Annotated in this window: 12 protein-coding genes; 8 read left to right on the forward strand and 4 right to left on the reverse strand. The window is 48.1% G+C overall.

What is annotated here, in order from left to right; all coding sequences use genetic code 11:
- Positions 1 to 403: 403 nt before the first annotated feature.
- Positions 404 to 1,618: a Glu/Leu/Phe/Val dehydrogenase dimerization domain-containing protein gene (locus NSQ38_RS06610; RefSeq protein WP_339787975.1), complete on the reverse strand. Its 1,215-nt coding sequence runs from the start codon at positions 1,616 to 1,618 to the stop codon at positions 404 to 406.
- A gap of 345 nt (positions 1,619 to 1,963) precedes the next feature.
- Between NSQ38_RS06610 and NSQ38_RS06615 the strand changes: the two genes are divergently transcribed.
- From NSQ38_RS06615 to NSQ38_RS06625, 3 genes are all read left to right on the forward strand, one after another.
- On the forward strand, positions 1,964 to 2,479 hold the full coding sequence (locus tag NSQ38_RS06615; RefSeq protein ID WP_036671622.1) for a DUF2179 domain-containing protein: 516 nt from the start codon (positions 1,964 to 1,966) through the stop codon (positions 2,477 to 2,479).
- A 290-nt stretch (positions 2,480 to 2,769) separates the two neighbouring features.
- Positions 2,770 to 4,197, forward strand: coding sequence for a hypothetical protein (locus tag NSQ38_RS06620; protein WP_339787978.1), 1,428 nt, complete (start codon positions 2,770 to 2,772; stop codon positions 4,195 to 4,197).
- Positions 4,198 to 4,560: 363 nt separating this feature from the next.
- Entirely contained in the window at positions 4,561 to 5,238 is a 678-nt protein-coding gene (locus NSQ38_RS06625) for a hypothetical protein (protein WP_339787981.1), read from the forward strand.
- A gap of 75 nt (positions 5,239 to 5,313) precedes the next feature.
- Here NSQ38_RS06625 and NSQ38_RS06630 read toward each other — a convergent pair whose 3' ends face one another.
- The 3 genes from NSQ38_RS06630 to NSQ38_RS06640 all read right to left on the reverse strand — a co-directional run bounded on the left by NSQ38_RS06630 (position 5,314) and on the right by NSQ38_RS06640 (position 8,902).
- On the reverse strand, positions 5,314 to 6,390 hold the full coding sequence (locus tag NSQ38_RS06630; RefSeq protein ID WP_339787984.1) for a substrate-binding domain-containing protein: 1,077 nt from the start codon (positions 6,388 to 6,390) through the stop codon (positions 5,314 to 5,316).
- A gap of 140 nt (positions 6,391 to 6,530) precedes the next feature.
- Positions 6,531 to 7,715: a glycosidase gene (locus NSQ38_RS06635; RefSeq protein ID WP_339787987.1), complete on the reverse strand. Its 1,185-nt coding sequence runs from the start codon at positions 7,713 to 7,715 to the stop codon at positions 6,531 to 6,533.
- Positions 7,712 to 8,902 (reverse strand): AGE family epimerase/isomerase, encoded by a 1,191-nt coding sequence (locus NSQ38_RS06640; RefSeq protein WP_339787991.1) that lies wholly within the window; start codon positions 8,900 to 8,902, stop codon positions 7,712 to 7,714. The genes NSQ38_RS06635 and NSQ38_RS06640 overlap by 4 nt, the downstream gene beginning before the upstream one ends.
- A gap of 449 nt (positions 8,903 to 9,351) precedes the next feature.
- On the opposite strand from NSQ38_RS06640, the gene NSQ38_RS06645 reads away from it, so the two are divergent.
- From NSQ38_RS06645 to NSQ38_RS06665, 5 genes are all read left to right on the forward strand, one after another.
- Complete coding sequence (locus NSQ38_RS06645) at positions 9,352 to 10,665, forward strand: extracellular solute-binding protein (RefSeq protein ID WP_339787994.1); 1,314 nt, start codon at positions 9,352 to 9,354, stop codon at positions 10,663 to 10,665.
- Positions 10,666 to 10,861: 196 nt separating this feature from the next.
- A complete protein-coding gene (locus tag NSQ38_RS06650; RefSeq protein ID WP_017691677.1) occupies positions 10,862 to 11,749 on the forward strand; it encodes a sugar ABC transporter permease in 888 nt (295 codons plus the stop codon).
- A gap of 2 nt (positions 11,750 to 11,751) precedes the next feature.
- A complete protein-coding gene (locus NSQ38_RS06655) occupies positions 11,752 to 12,585 on the forward strand; it encodes a carbohydrate ABC transporter permease (RefSeq protein ID WP_133386247.1) in 834 nt (277 codons plus the stop codon).
- Between the two features lie 22 nt (positions 12,586 to 12,607).
- Positions 12,608 to 13,645: a glycoside hydrolase family 130 protein gene (locus NSQ38_RS06660; protein WP_289390634.1), complete on the forward strand. Its 1,038-nt coding sequence runs from the start codon at positions 12,608 to 12,610 to the stop codon at positions 13,643 to 13,645.
- Positions 13,646 to 13,711: 66 nt separating this feature from the next.
- Complete coding sequence (locus NSQ38_RS06665; RefSeq protein ID WP_339787997.1) at positions 13,712 to 14,659, forward strand: 1,4-beta-xylanase; 948 nt, start codon at positions 13,712 to 13,714, stop codon at positions 14,657 to 14,659.
- Positions 14,660 to 14,707: the final 48 nt, after the last annotated feature.

Here is a 14,707-nt window from a genome sequence, read left to right on the forward strand (position 1 = left end):
TTATAACGTGTATCAGGTTCGTTAAAATGGAGTGAAGCAGTGGAGGCTCTCTTTCGGTACGTCGAAATATCTAAATCGAGTGAAGCCCATAATGAGTTCCAGGTAATACTATAACTTTGAATCAATAGGGAGACGGCCGATGTGTTGGCGGTGTGAATATACTTAGGTGGCAGGGTGTTTGTATATAGAAGCTGTATCCAATTTAGTAATAAGGACTAGCAGTAACGTCGCGCCCAGCAAGCAAATATTAGGTTCAGGTATGTGGGGACACATGAGTACGCAATCACCCGCGTGAATTGTGGTAGAAGTGAGTAATCTAACGGATGGTTCTGGACTTGTTTACGGCTAGGGGTCTGCTATTGGAACGGTTCTTGATCTGTATCTTTGGGCAGAGTGGGGTGCCCTATTTCTTATAGCCTGATCGAAGGATGGATTCCGCCAGCCGATCGGCTGCATCCGCTGTGGAGATCGCAGATTGCGTAGCTTCTGCGTATACCTTGCTCAGCGTGCCTGCAATCCCCGCCACCTTTTGGCGGATCAGGTCAGGCCCCGCGCCTTCCAGCTCGTAGGCGGTGGAGATGATTCCGCCTGCGTTGAGCACATAATCAGGCGCGTACAGGATGCCGCGCGCCTGCATGCGGCCTGCAACCAGCTGTCGTTCACTCAGCTGGTTGTTGGCCGCCCCGGCAACGATGGAGCAGCGCAGCTCCTCCACCGTTGCCGGGGTCAGTACGCCCCCTAAGGCACAGGGGGCGAAGACCTTGCAGTCAGCGGCGTGGATATGGGCCGGATCGGCCGAGATGGCGCCGCTGAACTGCACAAGGGCACGTTGTACACGCTCCGGTACAACGTCTGCCACAATGAGCCGTGCCCCGGCTGCATGCAGGTAACGGCACAGGGCATACCCGACCTTGCCCAGTCCCTGGACGGCAACGGGTATGCCCTGCAAAGATGCAATGCTTTGCTGGCGCAGCGAGGTCACAATGCCGATGTGTACGCCGTAGGCGGTCATCTCGGCAGTGAAGTCATCCTGCGCCCCAAGCGAACCCGTGGTGTCCGTCACATGTGCGGTCTCCAATCGGATCTGGTCCATGTCTGTCGCCGTGGTACCCAGATCAAGACCGGTCACGTACCGTCCGTTCAGCCGCTCCAGACAACGACCCAGTGCGCGAAAGCGCTGCGCCCGCTTGGATACGTCCGTATCCAGGCTTTTATCTATACGATCAGCACCCTGATCGGCGACGACTTCCCGTTCAGCGATAGCGCCCTTTTGCTGCTCTACCCCTAAATCTCCAGCGACCTGCTCAGCACTTTGAGACCCGCAACCATCCACATCCGGTTTTGCATTTTTCGCAATAGGCACATTCCATATGACCACTTTCCCTCCACCATAAGGCAGTCCGGAGATTGCATTTTTGTACGTCATGCCTCTGGCAAGCTTCACAGCATCCCGAACAGCTTCTTCCTCGGACGCATACGTCCAGTAGCGACATCCGCCGAGCGCAGGTCCAAGGACCGTGTTATGAATGGCAATGACCGCCCTCAATCCACTATCTGCATCATGGCAAAAAATGAGTTCCTCCATGCCTTCTCGCTCCATCTCCTGCCATAGTTGCATGACGGCCCCCCTTTTTGTTTTGACCCATCCATCCTGGTTTTGACCTGATATCCTGTGCCAGCGTGCTTGGCTTTATGATGATACAGCATATTCAAAGACCCCCGTTTTCGACCCTGGGACCTCCGCCGGGTTGATAATCGGTACAAACGGTTCTATAATGGCAGTTCCGGCATGCCAGAGAGCAGAAAATGCCTACGGATTTACATCCAACCGTTTAGAATGAGGGTATAACGTCCAATGATGGAGATAGAGCGAACATATCGGAAGCATAGATGAAACGAAATCGTCGAGTATATGCAGCAAAGGGCCAATTCCGTTGCGAAGGCCAGGAAAGAGGGATAGTGATTGTTTAAAATATTGGTATTTATCTTTTTGATCCAGATTGTATATGTATCGGCTTATACATTACGGATGATTCTGACACTCAAAGGACAGAAATATATCGCCGCACTGATCAGCATGGGTGAGATTGTGATCTATGTGCTCGGTCTGAATCTGGTGTTAAACTATCTGAAACAACCGGAGGCCCTGATTGTATATGCGGTAGGTTACGGATTGGGTGTGCTGCTCGGAGCGTGGATTGAAGAAAAGATTGCGCTCGGTTATATCACCGTTAAAGTAATCTGTAATCAGCTGGATGGAAGCGTCGCGAATGCCCTACGGGATAAGGGCTACGGCGTTACTGCATGGGTGGGCAGTGGACGTGATGGAGATCGGCTTGTGATGGAGATTCTGGCAAAACGTAAAAACCAGAAACTGCTCTATCAGACGATTCTCAGTCTGGACCCGAAAGCATTTGTCATTACTGTGGAGCCCAAACAGTTCCATGGTGGCTTCTGGACACGTTCCATCAAAAAGTAAAATCGAGCAGGTCTGCGGCAGATGCAGTCCTGCTTTTTTAATTTCATCCCATCTAGAATGTTCTTGTTACCTCGATGTATCCCTGAAACCTCACTCTCCAAGTTAACTCTGTACGATTCAAGGTTGCTTACAGTACAAACCTTTACCATACCAGCCTTTCCTAACCACATGTGAGATAGGGATTATTGTTGTAATCGCTTTCAACAATTACATTGAGAACATGTCCTTCGTAACTTGGCATGGCAGCGATGGACGAATGTCATCATCATATATTGGGAGGAATGGAATCGATGAAAAGCAAATTTCGAAGCTTGTGCAGCACAGCTCTGGCTCTAACGTTGGGGTTAACTTTATTGTCCGGCCCGGCAAGTGTGCAGGCAGCGGGTAACGCAGACTACAATCTTACAGGCTTCTCCCAAGGGAATGTGGGCGGCGGCATCATTAGCGAATCAAACACAGCCACGTATAAGAAAGTGTATAATGCGACCGATCTGGCATTGGCGCTGAAAAAGAACTCCGGTGTCAAAGTTGTTGAGATCATGAACGATCTGAATCTGGGATGGAATGAAATTCCGAGCGCAGCGCAGACTTCTCCTTTTGCCAAGCATAATGATGCGTTGACGCATCCCGTATTAAAACAGACCGGTGTTAGCAAGCTCACGATTGATGGTTTCAATGGACTCACGATTTTCTCCGCCAATGGCTCCAAGATCAAACACGCTGCGATCAGCGTGAAACGAAGCTCGAATGTCATCATTCGCAACCTGGAATTTGATGAGTTATGGGAATGGGATGAATCCACCAAAGGTGATTACGACAAGAATGACTGGGATTACATCACCCTGGAGGAGAACAGCAACGTATGGATTGATCACTGCACATTTAATAAAGCCTATGATGGACTCGTCGATTCGAAAAAAGGAACCAGCGGCGTGACCATCTCCTGGTCCCTCTTCAAAGGGGATGACGGCAGCTCGAACAGCTGGGTTACCCAGCAGATTAACGAATTGGAAGCAAACAAGGCTTCCTATCCCATGTACAACTACCTGCGCAGCAGTGCTGTAGGTCTTAGCAAAGCCGATATTATCGCTATCTCGGGACCCCAAAAGAAAGGACATCTGGTCGGTTCGACCAGCCTGGAATCAGCTAACGCCAACCTGTCCATGACGCTGCACCATAACTTGTACAAGGATATTCAGGACCGGATGCCACGCCTGCGTGGAGGCAACGCACATGCATACAACATCGTGATGGATGCGACAGGGGCACGTGCCGCTAAAGCCAAAATTACAACGGCGATGGCAACAGCGATTGCGTCCAAAGGTTATAAGTTCGATATCATTGGCAACGGAGCGATTTCTACGGAAAGAGGGGCCGTCTTGGTTGAGAAATCAGTCATTAAGGACGTGCTATATCCTGTTCGTAACAATCAGACCGATCCGGCAGATCCAACCTATACCGGCAAAATCAGAGTGACCGATACCATGTACTCCCTGGATGGCAGCTCATTCCGTGGAAGCAGTGATACGTCTGGCAGTCCACTGGCGCCAATCCCGGCAGTGGTAAAATCGTTCTCCTGGAACGGTTTCTCGACACTTCCTTACAGCTATACCACGGATGATCCATCTACGTTGAATGCACGCCTCACGGCTTCCAATGGCGCGGGTTCGGGTAAACTGACCTGGTCCAAGGACAATTGGTTGAAGACAAGTTATTAGGCGATGATGTGATTTAAGTCTGAACAAAGCGAGTAGACATCAGAGTAACCTGTTGCTTTTACGTTTTTCAAATAAGGAAAAGAGTGCTCCTGCAGCTACGATAGCCGGGAGTGCTCTTTTTATATGAATCAGCTTCATTAACAGTTTGGCGGGCCGCTTGAAAAGTGACTCCTTGTTAGGGTGGAACATCTCCAGCTACAGCATGTGTTGGTCTCCCGGGTAAACGTTATATATCGATATTCATCTTCATTACATCAGCGAGTAATTTATGACAAGTTATCCATTTTTACAAGTATGACTTGTAAATTTACTTACCGGTAAATATAATTTATTAGAATTGACCAATAAGGATGGTGAAGCAGCTTGGATGTATGGATATACTCCGTACTTACTCTTGTTTATTTGATACTTGTTATTCGGATGGGCGTCGATTTAACCCAGAGGAAGCAATGGCTCGCGTATTCCAGTTTTCAGCTATTTGTAGCGTTCAGCTTGGCATATGATAATGGAATTATTGCTTTAGGTAATTTGATAGGGGAAGGGGAATTGTTAATTGTTCTTAGTAGCCTTCGATTTTGGCTACATGCATTTGCTACCCCTACCCTTATTCTGGTTGGCTACCATATCTTGCGTAGCTCAGGTGCCAAGTTTGCAAATAGAAGTATAACGAGTGTGGTAGCATGGCTGATAACTTTAGGTTTGGTTATCTACCAGATTGTAGGTTTTACTTTATCCGAGGTTAAAAATCTCAAGGTTATAGAAGAGTATGGAGTACTGAGATATATGGCAGAAGGTCATGGAGGTCCGCCGATGATGGTGATCATCGTGGGGCTTGTACTCTTATTTGTTAGCCTGATCGTTCTTTTCAAACATAAATGGGTATGGCTGTTTGTTGGGACTGCATTATTGTTTGTAGGACAGTTAATCTCCCTGCCATTGGAAACCGGAACTTTAACCAATGTGTATGAGTTAATCCTCATCCTCTCGATTTGGAGAACGACTACATTTTTGAAGAATTCAACAGATCGTCGCCCTCGTTAAGCTCCGATGCATCAGAAAAGACTGGCCAGTAAGATAAAGGCCAGTCATCTGTGTTCGTTTATTTAATTCTTTAATTCAGATATCCATAGTATCTGATGAGGCAGACACAGCACTCACCGAGTCACGATAGATGATGTTGCCTTTCACGTGTACACGGCCGAAACTGCGGTTCGGGTTGTCGACCTTTTTGAGCATGGACTGAACTGCCGTGCGCGCCATCTGTTCCACATCCACTTCAACAGTTGTCAGCTTGGGATCGGAGAGCATCGCGTAGATATCATTATCAAAACCAACAACAGAGCATTGGCCAGGCACCTGAATATCCATGGAAGTCAGTTTCTGAACGAGCAGATGAGCGACCTGATCACAGTTGCATACAAAAGCGGTTGGCAGCTGTTCCGGCAGATCAATCTCAATAAACGTACCCCGTTCATCCCGATCATTCAGAACCAGATCCGGATTCATTGGCAGCCGATGTTCCAGCAAGGATTTGTAATATCCGAGGAATCGGTCCTGGATACTGCTCGTGGAATAGAGGTTTCCCACGTAAGCAATGTCACGGTGGCCCTGCTGAACCAGATAGTTCGTTAGCTCATAGGCAGCGTAGAAGTTATCGGTAACGACGGAATCGATATCCGAATGCTCATCGTAGAAGTCGAGAAACATTTTGGGAACCTCCATCGATCTCACCAGTTCAATATACTCTTTGCTGATCTGCCCGAGCACGATGAAACCATCGACCTTGTTATCGCTGTACAGCTTGGGCAGTGTTAATTCTTCCTCATCCTCCACATTCAATATGTGCAGAATGCCGTAGTAGCCCTGTTCCTCCAGATGTTTGGTGATGCGCTGGAACACGCGTACATAGAACGACTGCGTAGGCCCGGTAAAACGCTCCGGGATAATTACGCCAATATTATGGGTTAAGCCTTCCTTCATCGAACGGGCAGCGGCATTATACCGATAGCCCATTTCAACAGCAAGCACTTTAATTTTTTCCTTTAATTCGCCACTCACGCCATCTTTATCATTCAATGCTTTCGAGACGGTCACACTGCTGACCCCGAGCCTGTCGGCGATATCCCGCATGGTGATATTATTCTTCAGTATGGTCGCCTCCTTCAAGCCGGTATAGGCACAATGTGCTGTCATTATGATGAGCGCTTTCCTCCAACATAATAACAATCCATATCAGTATACATCGTTACCCACTTGGAATAAAGCCATTCTGGCTGTTGTTTCGCTAATTTTCAGCACATTGCAGGTTTCCCTGAGAGGACGCTCTACCGATGTTATGTCAATTGTTTCTGTAGAAGCTTCTCATTCTGTTCAATCAGCTGACCCCGTTGGCTAGCACAGTCCAAGGAACGATATGGATCAGCCGGTGTATTGAACGTATAATCGACCAGTTTCTCCAGGGTGGTTGTTGCCACATGACAGCGGGTATCACTGGATGCGTAATAGATAAAGACTTCTTTCTTCTCATTGACCACAGCACCGTTGCAGAAAATAACATTGGACACATCGCCTACACGCTCGTCGTCATAAGGGGCAATGAAGTGGCCGCCCGGCTTGGCAATAATACGCGCCGGATCATTCAGATCCGTAGCGAAAGTGTATAACACATAACGCAGGCCTGCTGCGGTGTTCCGAACTCCGTGAGCAATGTGAATCCAGCCACGATCCGTCTTAAGCGGAGCAGGGCCTTGACCGTTTTTGACCTCATATACCGTATGATATTGCCGTTCGTCGATAATGGTCTCTTCATGAATGACAGGGTTCAAGATATCCTCACACAGACCAAAGGCGATTCCGCCGCCGCTGCCTGTCGAGATGAATCCGTCCTGTGGACGGGTGTAGAAGGCATATTTTCCATCCACGAATTCCGGGTGCAAAACGACATTGCGCTGTTGAGGGGAATTCGTTGTGATGTTGGGCAACCGTTCCCAGCTTGTAAGATCCCGTGTACGGACCAGTCCTGCCTGTGCAACTGCGCTGGATGTATCAAATGCAGGAGCCTCCGGGTCTTTGCGTTCCGAGCAATAGATGCCATAGATCCAGCCATCTTCATGTTGGACGAGGCGCATATCATACTGATTGGTTTCATCCGCATCGATATCATCCCAGACCAATGGTTTACCCGTGAAACGGAACCCGTCAATTCCATTGTCACTCTCGGCGAGTGCAAAGATTGATTTGCGATCTAATCCTTCGGTACGAATAACCATGACGTATTTGCCATTGAAATAGATGGCTCCCGGATTCAGCGTTGCGTTAATACCCAGACGTTCCATGAAATGCGGGTTCGTCGTCTCATCCAGATCGAATCTCCAATGCAGCGGTACATGATGGCGAGTGATTACCGGATATTGATACCGATCATATATGCCGTTGTAGAAGGAAGAATTGATCTCATTGGGGCGAGTAAGCAGCTGTTCCTGTTTCTCCAATAACTCCTTGTATTTCGGGTGTATCATTCTGATCCCATCCTCTCGATTAGTTCAATACAGAATCTGCTATTGTGATACGGGCATTTCCACGGTCCGGCAATCTCACTCTGATCCGGTGTGCCGTTCCCGTCCACCGACCAGTACCATTCCCCGCCAGCACGCTGGTCAATGATGTTTTCTTGCGTATAGGTCCACAATCGTTCCACTCTCTCCAGAAACAGTGGATCACCTGTGCGCTGATACGCGTTATAGAAGCCAACCATCGCCTCTGCTTGAACCCACCAGATTCGCTTCTCATCGATATGTTCACCTTCTTGTTCATTGAGCAGGGAACCATCGGCATTTACGGCCACGTTGGAGATGTTATAGGCAATATCCGTTACCATCGCCGCATACTCCGGATGTTGTTCCATCCCCAGAACTTTCAGGGCTTCGTCGATCAGCCAGCTGGCTTCGATGTCATGTCCGAACGAGCGCAGATCGATGATGGATTCCCACTGTTTGTTGAAAAATACCCCGAGAAACTTGGTGTCTTGGTCATACACCCGTTCATATAGAATTCTCAGCAGGCGTTCCAGCGCAGCCTTCACTTGTTGATCTGGCCACACGCGATAGAGCGTGGTGTAGGCCTCTAACACATGGATATGCGTATTCATTGTGTAATCCGCAATAACCCCATTTTCGCTCAGCATTTCATTGGGCTGTTCCTTCCATGTACGATCAAATTGTTCCTTGTAAGCAGGTAGTCCGGCGTCCAGACCTTTGTCCTCGATAAGAGCAAAAAGCGTTTTCGCAAGTTCCAATGCAGAAGCATCCCCGGTAGCACGATAGTACTCACTGAGTGAATACACACCGAATGATTGCGTATACACATGTTTGCTCGTGTCCAGCGCTTCCCCTGTGTAATCTACCATCCAGTACATACCGCCATATTCGGTATCCATCACATGGTCTGCGAGAAAACGATAGGCGTGCTCCGCGTGATCGCGCCATCTTTCGTTTCCGGTAACCCTATACGCCGCTGCAAAAGACCAGAGTTGCCGTGCCGTGGCGATCCCGCCTTTGGCTGCCTGCGTATTCGCCTGAAGATCATTGCCAACCCAGCCGTAGAATCCACCGTGGGTTGTATCTTTAAGGTTGGACCAGAAGGGTAAAATCTGCTTCTCCCAATGGGCCTTAATCTCAGATTGGAGTTGGGGTGTTTTTGTATTCATAAGTGAGCGCTCCTTCAACGTGTTACATAATTCTTAATTCATAAATGGACTAAAGAATATTTACACTGGTCACTCCGATGACAGAATAACCTTCCGATCGCTGTTACCCCCAGATTTTTTTGATTCCTTGTTATAAGGGGGAAATCCGGGGATAGCGTATGCTTCCGATGTAGCTTTCTTTCAGAAAGCTTTTAGGCGAACGCTCCGCTTCTTCAGGTTCTTTCTGTCCTCTACGTTTCGTGTAAATGTTTAATCAATTTATATATTTAAGTTATCGGTAACTTTATTAATCCATATTAGTGCTCTGAAAAACAGATGTCAACGAAATGCATCGTAATTTTTCTTGTTAAGTTATAAATAATTTAATTGACAGGTAAGCGTTACCATAATAAAATTCATTTTGTAACCTTAACGATAACTTAATTAACTTAAGAGAGGGGTCGAAACAATTGAAAAAAAACAAAGGTTGGATGATGTTGCTGACGATGCTGCTCATCACTTCACTACTTGCTGCATGTTCATCCGGAGGTGGATCTTCGCAGGCAGGGGAGGAGATCAGTACAGATCCGGCAGATATCAAGGGCGAAATTACCGTCCTTACACAACGTACAGATATTGTTGATACCGTATTCAAAGATTACGCTGCTGAGTTCAATAAGGAATACCCGGATGTCAAAGTGAACTTTCAGGCACTGGCCGACTATGAAGGACAAGTGAAAATTCGTATGAGCACCAAAGATTATGGTGACGTTCTGATGATCCCGACGAGCGTTCCGATCGCGGATATCCCGGACTTCTTCGAGCCGCTTGGCACGTACGATGAACTGAAAGACAAATACACCGCTATTGAGGAACGCATGGTGGATGGTCAGGTATACGGTATCCCTACGGTCATCACGTTCTCGGGAATTATCTATAACAAACAGGTCTTCAAAGAAGCCGGTATCAATGAAGTGCCTAAGACACCTGAACAATTCCAGGCTGCGCTTCAGTTGATCAAAGACAATACTGACGCGGTTCCGCTCTACACCAACTATGCATCCGGCTGGGCCCTGACACAATGGGAATCGGATCTGCCAACCGTTGCAGGTAGCGTAGATTACGTGAATGTGGACCAACCGAACACAGATGATAACTTTGTGCCTGGTCAGCCGCACTATGAACTATATAAAGTGCTCTATGATGCAGCCAAGAACGGTCTAATCGAGAAAGATCCAACAACTACCGACTGGGAAAGCTCCAAAGCGGATCTCGCCAAAGGCAAAATTGCTACGATGGCACTTGGATCTTGGGCCATCACACAGATCCAAGGCATGACGGATACACCGGACGACATCGGATTCCTTCCTTTCCCAACCAATGCAAGTGAGGTTGTGGTTCCGCTCTCCGCCGACTATAACATCGGTATGAACGTGAACAGTGAGAACAAACCTGCTGCCAAAGCCTGGATTGACTGGTTCCTGGCGAAATCAAACTACGCGGTTGAACAGGGCGGCGGTATGGATGCAGACAAAAACGCGGAATTACCACCCATTTTGGATCAATATAAAGACGTTAAATTCTCCACACTTACACCTGCCAAAGAAGGTCAGGAAGGTCTGGTTGACAAGATCGATAACGAAGGCGAAATCGGTCTCTGGCAGCCTGACTTCAAGAAACGAATTATCGAAGCAGGTATTGGGAACCGCAAGGAATCGTATGACGACATTATGAAAGATCTGAACGATAAGTGGGTCAAAGCAAGAGCAGAACTCACGAAATAATTGGATTAACGTAAGTGGATCAGGTGATGAATGGACTGCGGGGATATAGGAATCCATATATGAATGGAGCATGGAGTATGTGGTATTTGAAAGCATGATACCCATGCTCTTCCCCCGGCAGTTATTACGCAGAAATTCCATTGGACGGGAGTCTTTCGATATATAGGCGGGAGAACCGCTTGGAGGTGTGGAGAGCATGAAGTACTTAAAACTTTCGAATTGGGGCTACTCAGCGCAACGCATATTTATCATCTGTGCCTTCTCAATTATTCCGCTGGCGTTGCTGTTTACATTTGCATACTTGCCAGTCATCAACATGTTCAAATACAGTTTCACCGATTGGAACGGATACAGCAAAAGGTTCGATTATGTTGGGTTTGAGAACTATACGCGTATCTTCAGTGATCCCGAATACTTCAAAGTATTTATTGTCAGCTTGTACTACTTCGTGGCTACGTTCTTACAGATGGGCTTGGCGCTTTACTTTGCCACGATTCTGAGTTTCAAAGTTCGAGGCAAAAACTTCTTCAAAGGCATACTGTTTTTCCCTTATTTGCTGAATGGGGTAGCCATCGGTTTTATCTTCCTCTTTTTCTTCAAACCTGACGGTACACTCGATATGCTCATGCATGCTGTAGGGCTGGGACAATACACGCAGCTCTGGCTCGGTAATCCCAATATTATTAACGTGTCACTCGCAGGTGCATCGGTATGGAGATACATGGGCTTCAACTTTATCATTTTCCTGGGTGCAATCTCCTCCATTCCGAAGGATGTGTATGAAGCATCCGATATTGATGGTGCCAATCGCTGGCAGCAATTCCGCCACATCATCCTGCCAAGCATTACACGCATCCTGCAGCTTAACCTGATCTTGGCGATTAGCGGCGCAATTAGTGCGTTCGATATTCCATATATCATGACCGATGGTTCCAACGGCAGTATGACATTTGTAATCCAAACGGTTCACTTGGCATTTAAATATGGCAAGCTGGGACTGGCATCCGCCATGGCTGTGGTGCTGCTCTTGATCGTTATTCTCGTTACGCTTGTGCAGCGCGTCACCATGAAAGGGGAGGAATAAACGTGACACAACTCAAATACACCCTTGCGAGCGTGGTTAAATATGCTTCCCTGGTGCTTGCGGCGTTTATCGCACTGTTACCTATCGTGGTCATCCTGTTTGCATCTCTCAAAACGAATGCAGAATACGCTACCAGCAGCCCGCTTGCCCCGCCAGCCAACTGGCTGAACTTTGCGAACTATGCGAAGGCTTTTGTGGATGGCAACATGCTGGTTGGTTTCAAAAATACAATTATTATCTTGGTCATCTCCATTATAGGGGCGACCTTAACGGGTTCCATGATCGCGTATGTGCTGGATCGGTTCAAATTCAAAGGCAAGAAAATCATGGTCGCGGCATTCCTGCTCGCTACCCTGATTCCAAGTGTTACGACACAGGTCGCCACATTCCAGATCATCAACGCGCTCGACCTGTTTAACACACGCTGGGCGGCCATCGTGATGTACCTGGGTACAGATATCATCGCGGTTTATATTTTCCTGCAGTTCCTTGGCTCCATCTCAAGTGCACTGGATGAATCCGCCATGCTGGACGGCGCGTCGTACTTCACGATCTACTGGAGAATCATTCTGCCACTGCTGAAACCGGCCATTGTAACGGTCATTATCGTGAAGGGTGTGAACATCTATAACGACTTCTACACACCGTTCTTGTACATGCCAAAGACCGATCTACAGGTCATATCCACCGCCTTGTTCAAATTCAAGGGACCGTTTGGATCGCAGTGGGAAGTCATCAGCGCTGGCATCATGATCGCCATTATTCCAACCATGATCATCTTCCTGTTGTTACAGAAGTACATCTACAACGGCTTCGCGCAAGGTTCAGTTAAATAAAATCCGAAGGGAGAAATGAAAAATGTCAGTTGCCGAAACGAAAAACGTACACATTGTTGGGGATGCTTTGCCGAATATGCCATGGGAAGCCAAACCGGAGGGAACGGAAGGCCCGGTATGGAGACACTCGGCGAATCCGGTGGTTCCGCGTAACCCGGTCAAGGGTGTTGCCCGTATTTTCAACAGTGCTGTTATACCGTATGAAGGAAAATTCATTGGTGTATTCCGCGCTGAAACCGTTAATGGCCGTCCGCACCTGCACATGGGGGCGAGTGAGGACGGTCTGGAGTGGACGATTGAAGAGGAGCGTATTGCATTTGTGGATGAGAATGGCGATCCGTTTATGCCGAACTATGCGTACGATCCACGTTTGGTCAAAGTCGAAGACACGTATTACATCATCTGGTGTACAGACTTCTACGGTGCAGCACTGGGTCTGGCCAAAACAGATGACTTTAAAACATTTGTCCGCCTCGAAAATCCAATGCTGCCATTCAACCGGAATGGCGTGTTGTTCCCACGCAAAATCAACGATAACTATGTAATGTTGTCCAGACCAAGTGACAGTGGACATACGCCATTCGGGGATATTTTCCTGAGCGAAAGCCCGGATCTCGTGTATTGGGGCAAGCACCGTCATGTGATGAGCAAAGGCGGCCAGGGCTGGTGGCAATCGGTCAAAATTGGCGGCGGTCCTGCTCCGATTGAAACGTCCGAAGGCTGGCTGATGTTCTACCACGGCGTCACTGGAACCTGTAACGGTTTGGTATATAGCATGGGTGCGGTCATTCTGGATCTAGATGAACCCTCCAAAGTAAAATATCGTTCTTCTAACTTTGTACTGACACCGGAAAAATGGTACGAGGAGCAAGGCTTCGTTGATAACGTCATCTTCCCGTGTGCAACACTGCATGATGCTGATACCGGACGTATCGCCATCTATTACGGCGCAGCCGACACGTATGTGGGCGTGGCTTACACGACCATCGAAGAGATCGTGAACTATGTGATCGAGACGGACGAAGTCATTGCAGGAGATCACGAGGAAGGCAAGCTGTAATTGAAGTGAAAGTGTATATATTCGGTCATTGTATTTACATTAAGTTAACAGGAACACTGGGGAGCAATGCATATGGATTATATTAAGGGATTTACATTTGGCTGGATGAGTGGCAAGGGCGACTTCCGCAAGCCGGAAGCCAAAGAATCCTTGCGCCTGATGGCTGAACGTACAGGCAGTTCACATGTTATTTTTGCACTGGCGGCACATCAGGATCATCCGCAGGCGGTAGAGGTCAAGTATCGGGGTGAACATCTGGTGGAGGATGATGAACTGATCGACATGATTCGTTATGCCCGTACACTCGGGCTGCGTATCATTCTGAAACCAACCGTTAACTGCACCGACGGCACATGGCGTGCACACATTAACTTTTTTGATATCGATGTGCCTTGTGAGCCGAAGTGGAAGGATTGGTTCTGCAGTTACACGGCATTTCAGAAGCATTATGCAGGGATTGCAGAGCAGGAAAAGTGTGAGATGTTCATCGTAGGCTGTGAGATGGTGCAATCCGAGCGTCGGGATCAGGAATGGCGCGAGGTAATCGCTGGTGTGCGTGAAGTGTACACGGGACCGGTGTCATACAATACGGACAAATATCAGGAAGGTCATGTGAAATGGTGGGATGCTGTGGACGTCATCTCTTCCAGTGGGTATTATCCCATCGGAGATTGGGAGGCACAGCTGGATCGAATTGAGCAGGCGATTGCTCCCTACGGCAAACCTTTCTTCTTCGCAGAAGCAGGCTGTCCCAGCCGCAGTGGATCAGCCCAGGTACCAAACGATTGGGGACTGGAAGGCGAAATGAATGCGGAGGAACAAGAGCGTTTTTATGAGGCGATGTTCCGGCATGTCAGTCAGCGTCATTGGGTACGCGGATTCGGTCTGTGGGATTGGAGCGCACATCTGCACGCGGAGAAGGATGCGCTGACCGATGACGGATATGGAGTTTACGGCAAGCCAGCGGAGCAGGTGATTCGTCGGTTCTATGAGGGCATCGCTGTAGACGTTTAAATGAGAAACAAGAAGGCGTATGAAGATGGATTTCAGTAATGTATCTGC

The sequence above is a fragment of the Paenibacillus sp. FSL R7-0313 genome (genome assembly GCF_037969885.1).
GTDB lineage: Bacteria > Bacillota > Bacilli > Paenibacillales > Paenibacillaceae > Paenibacillus.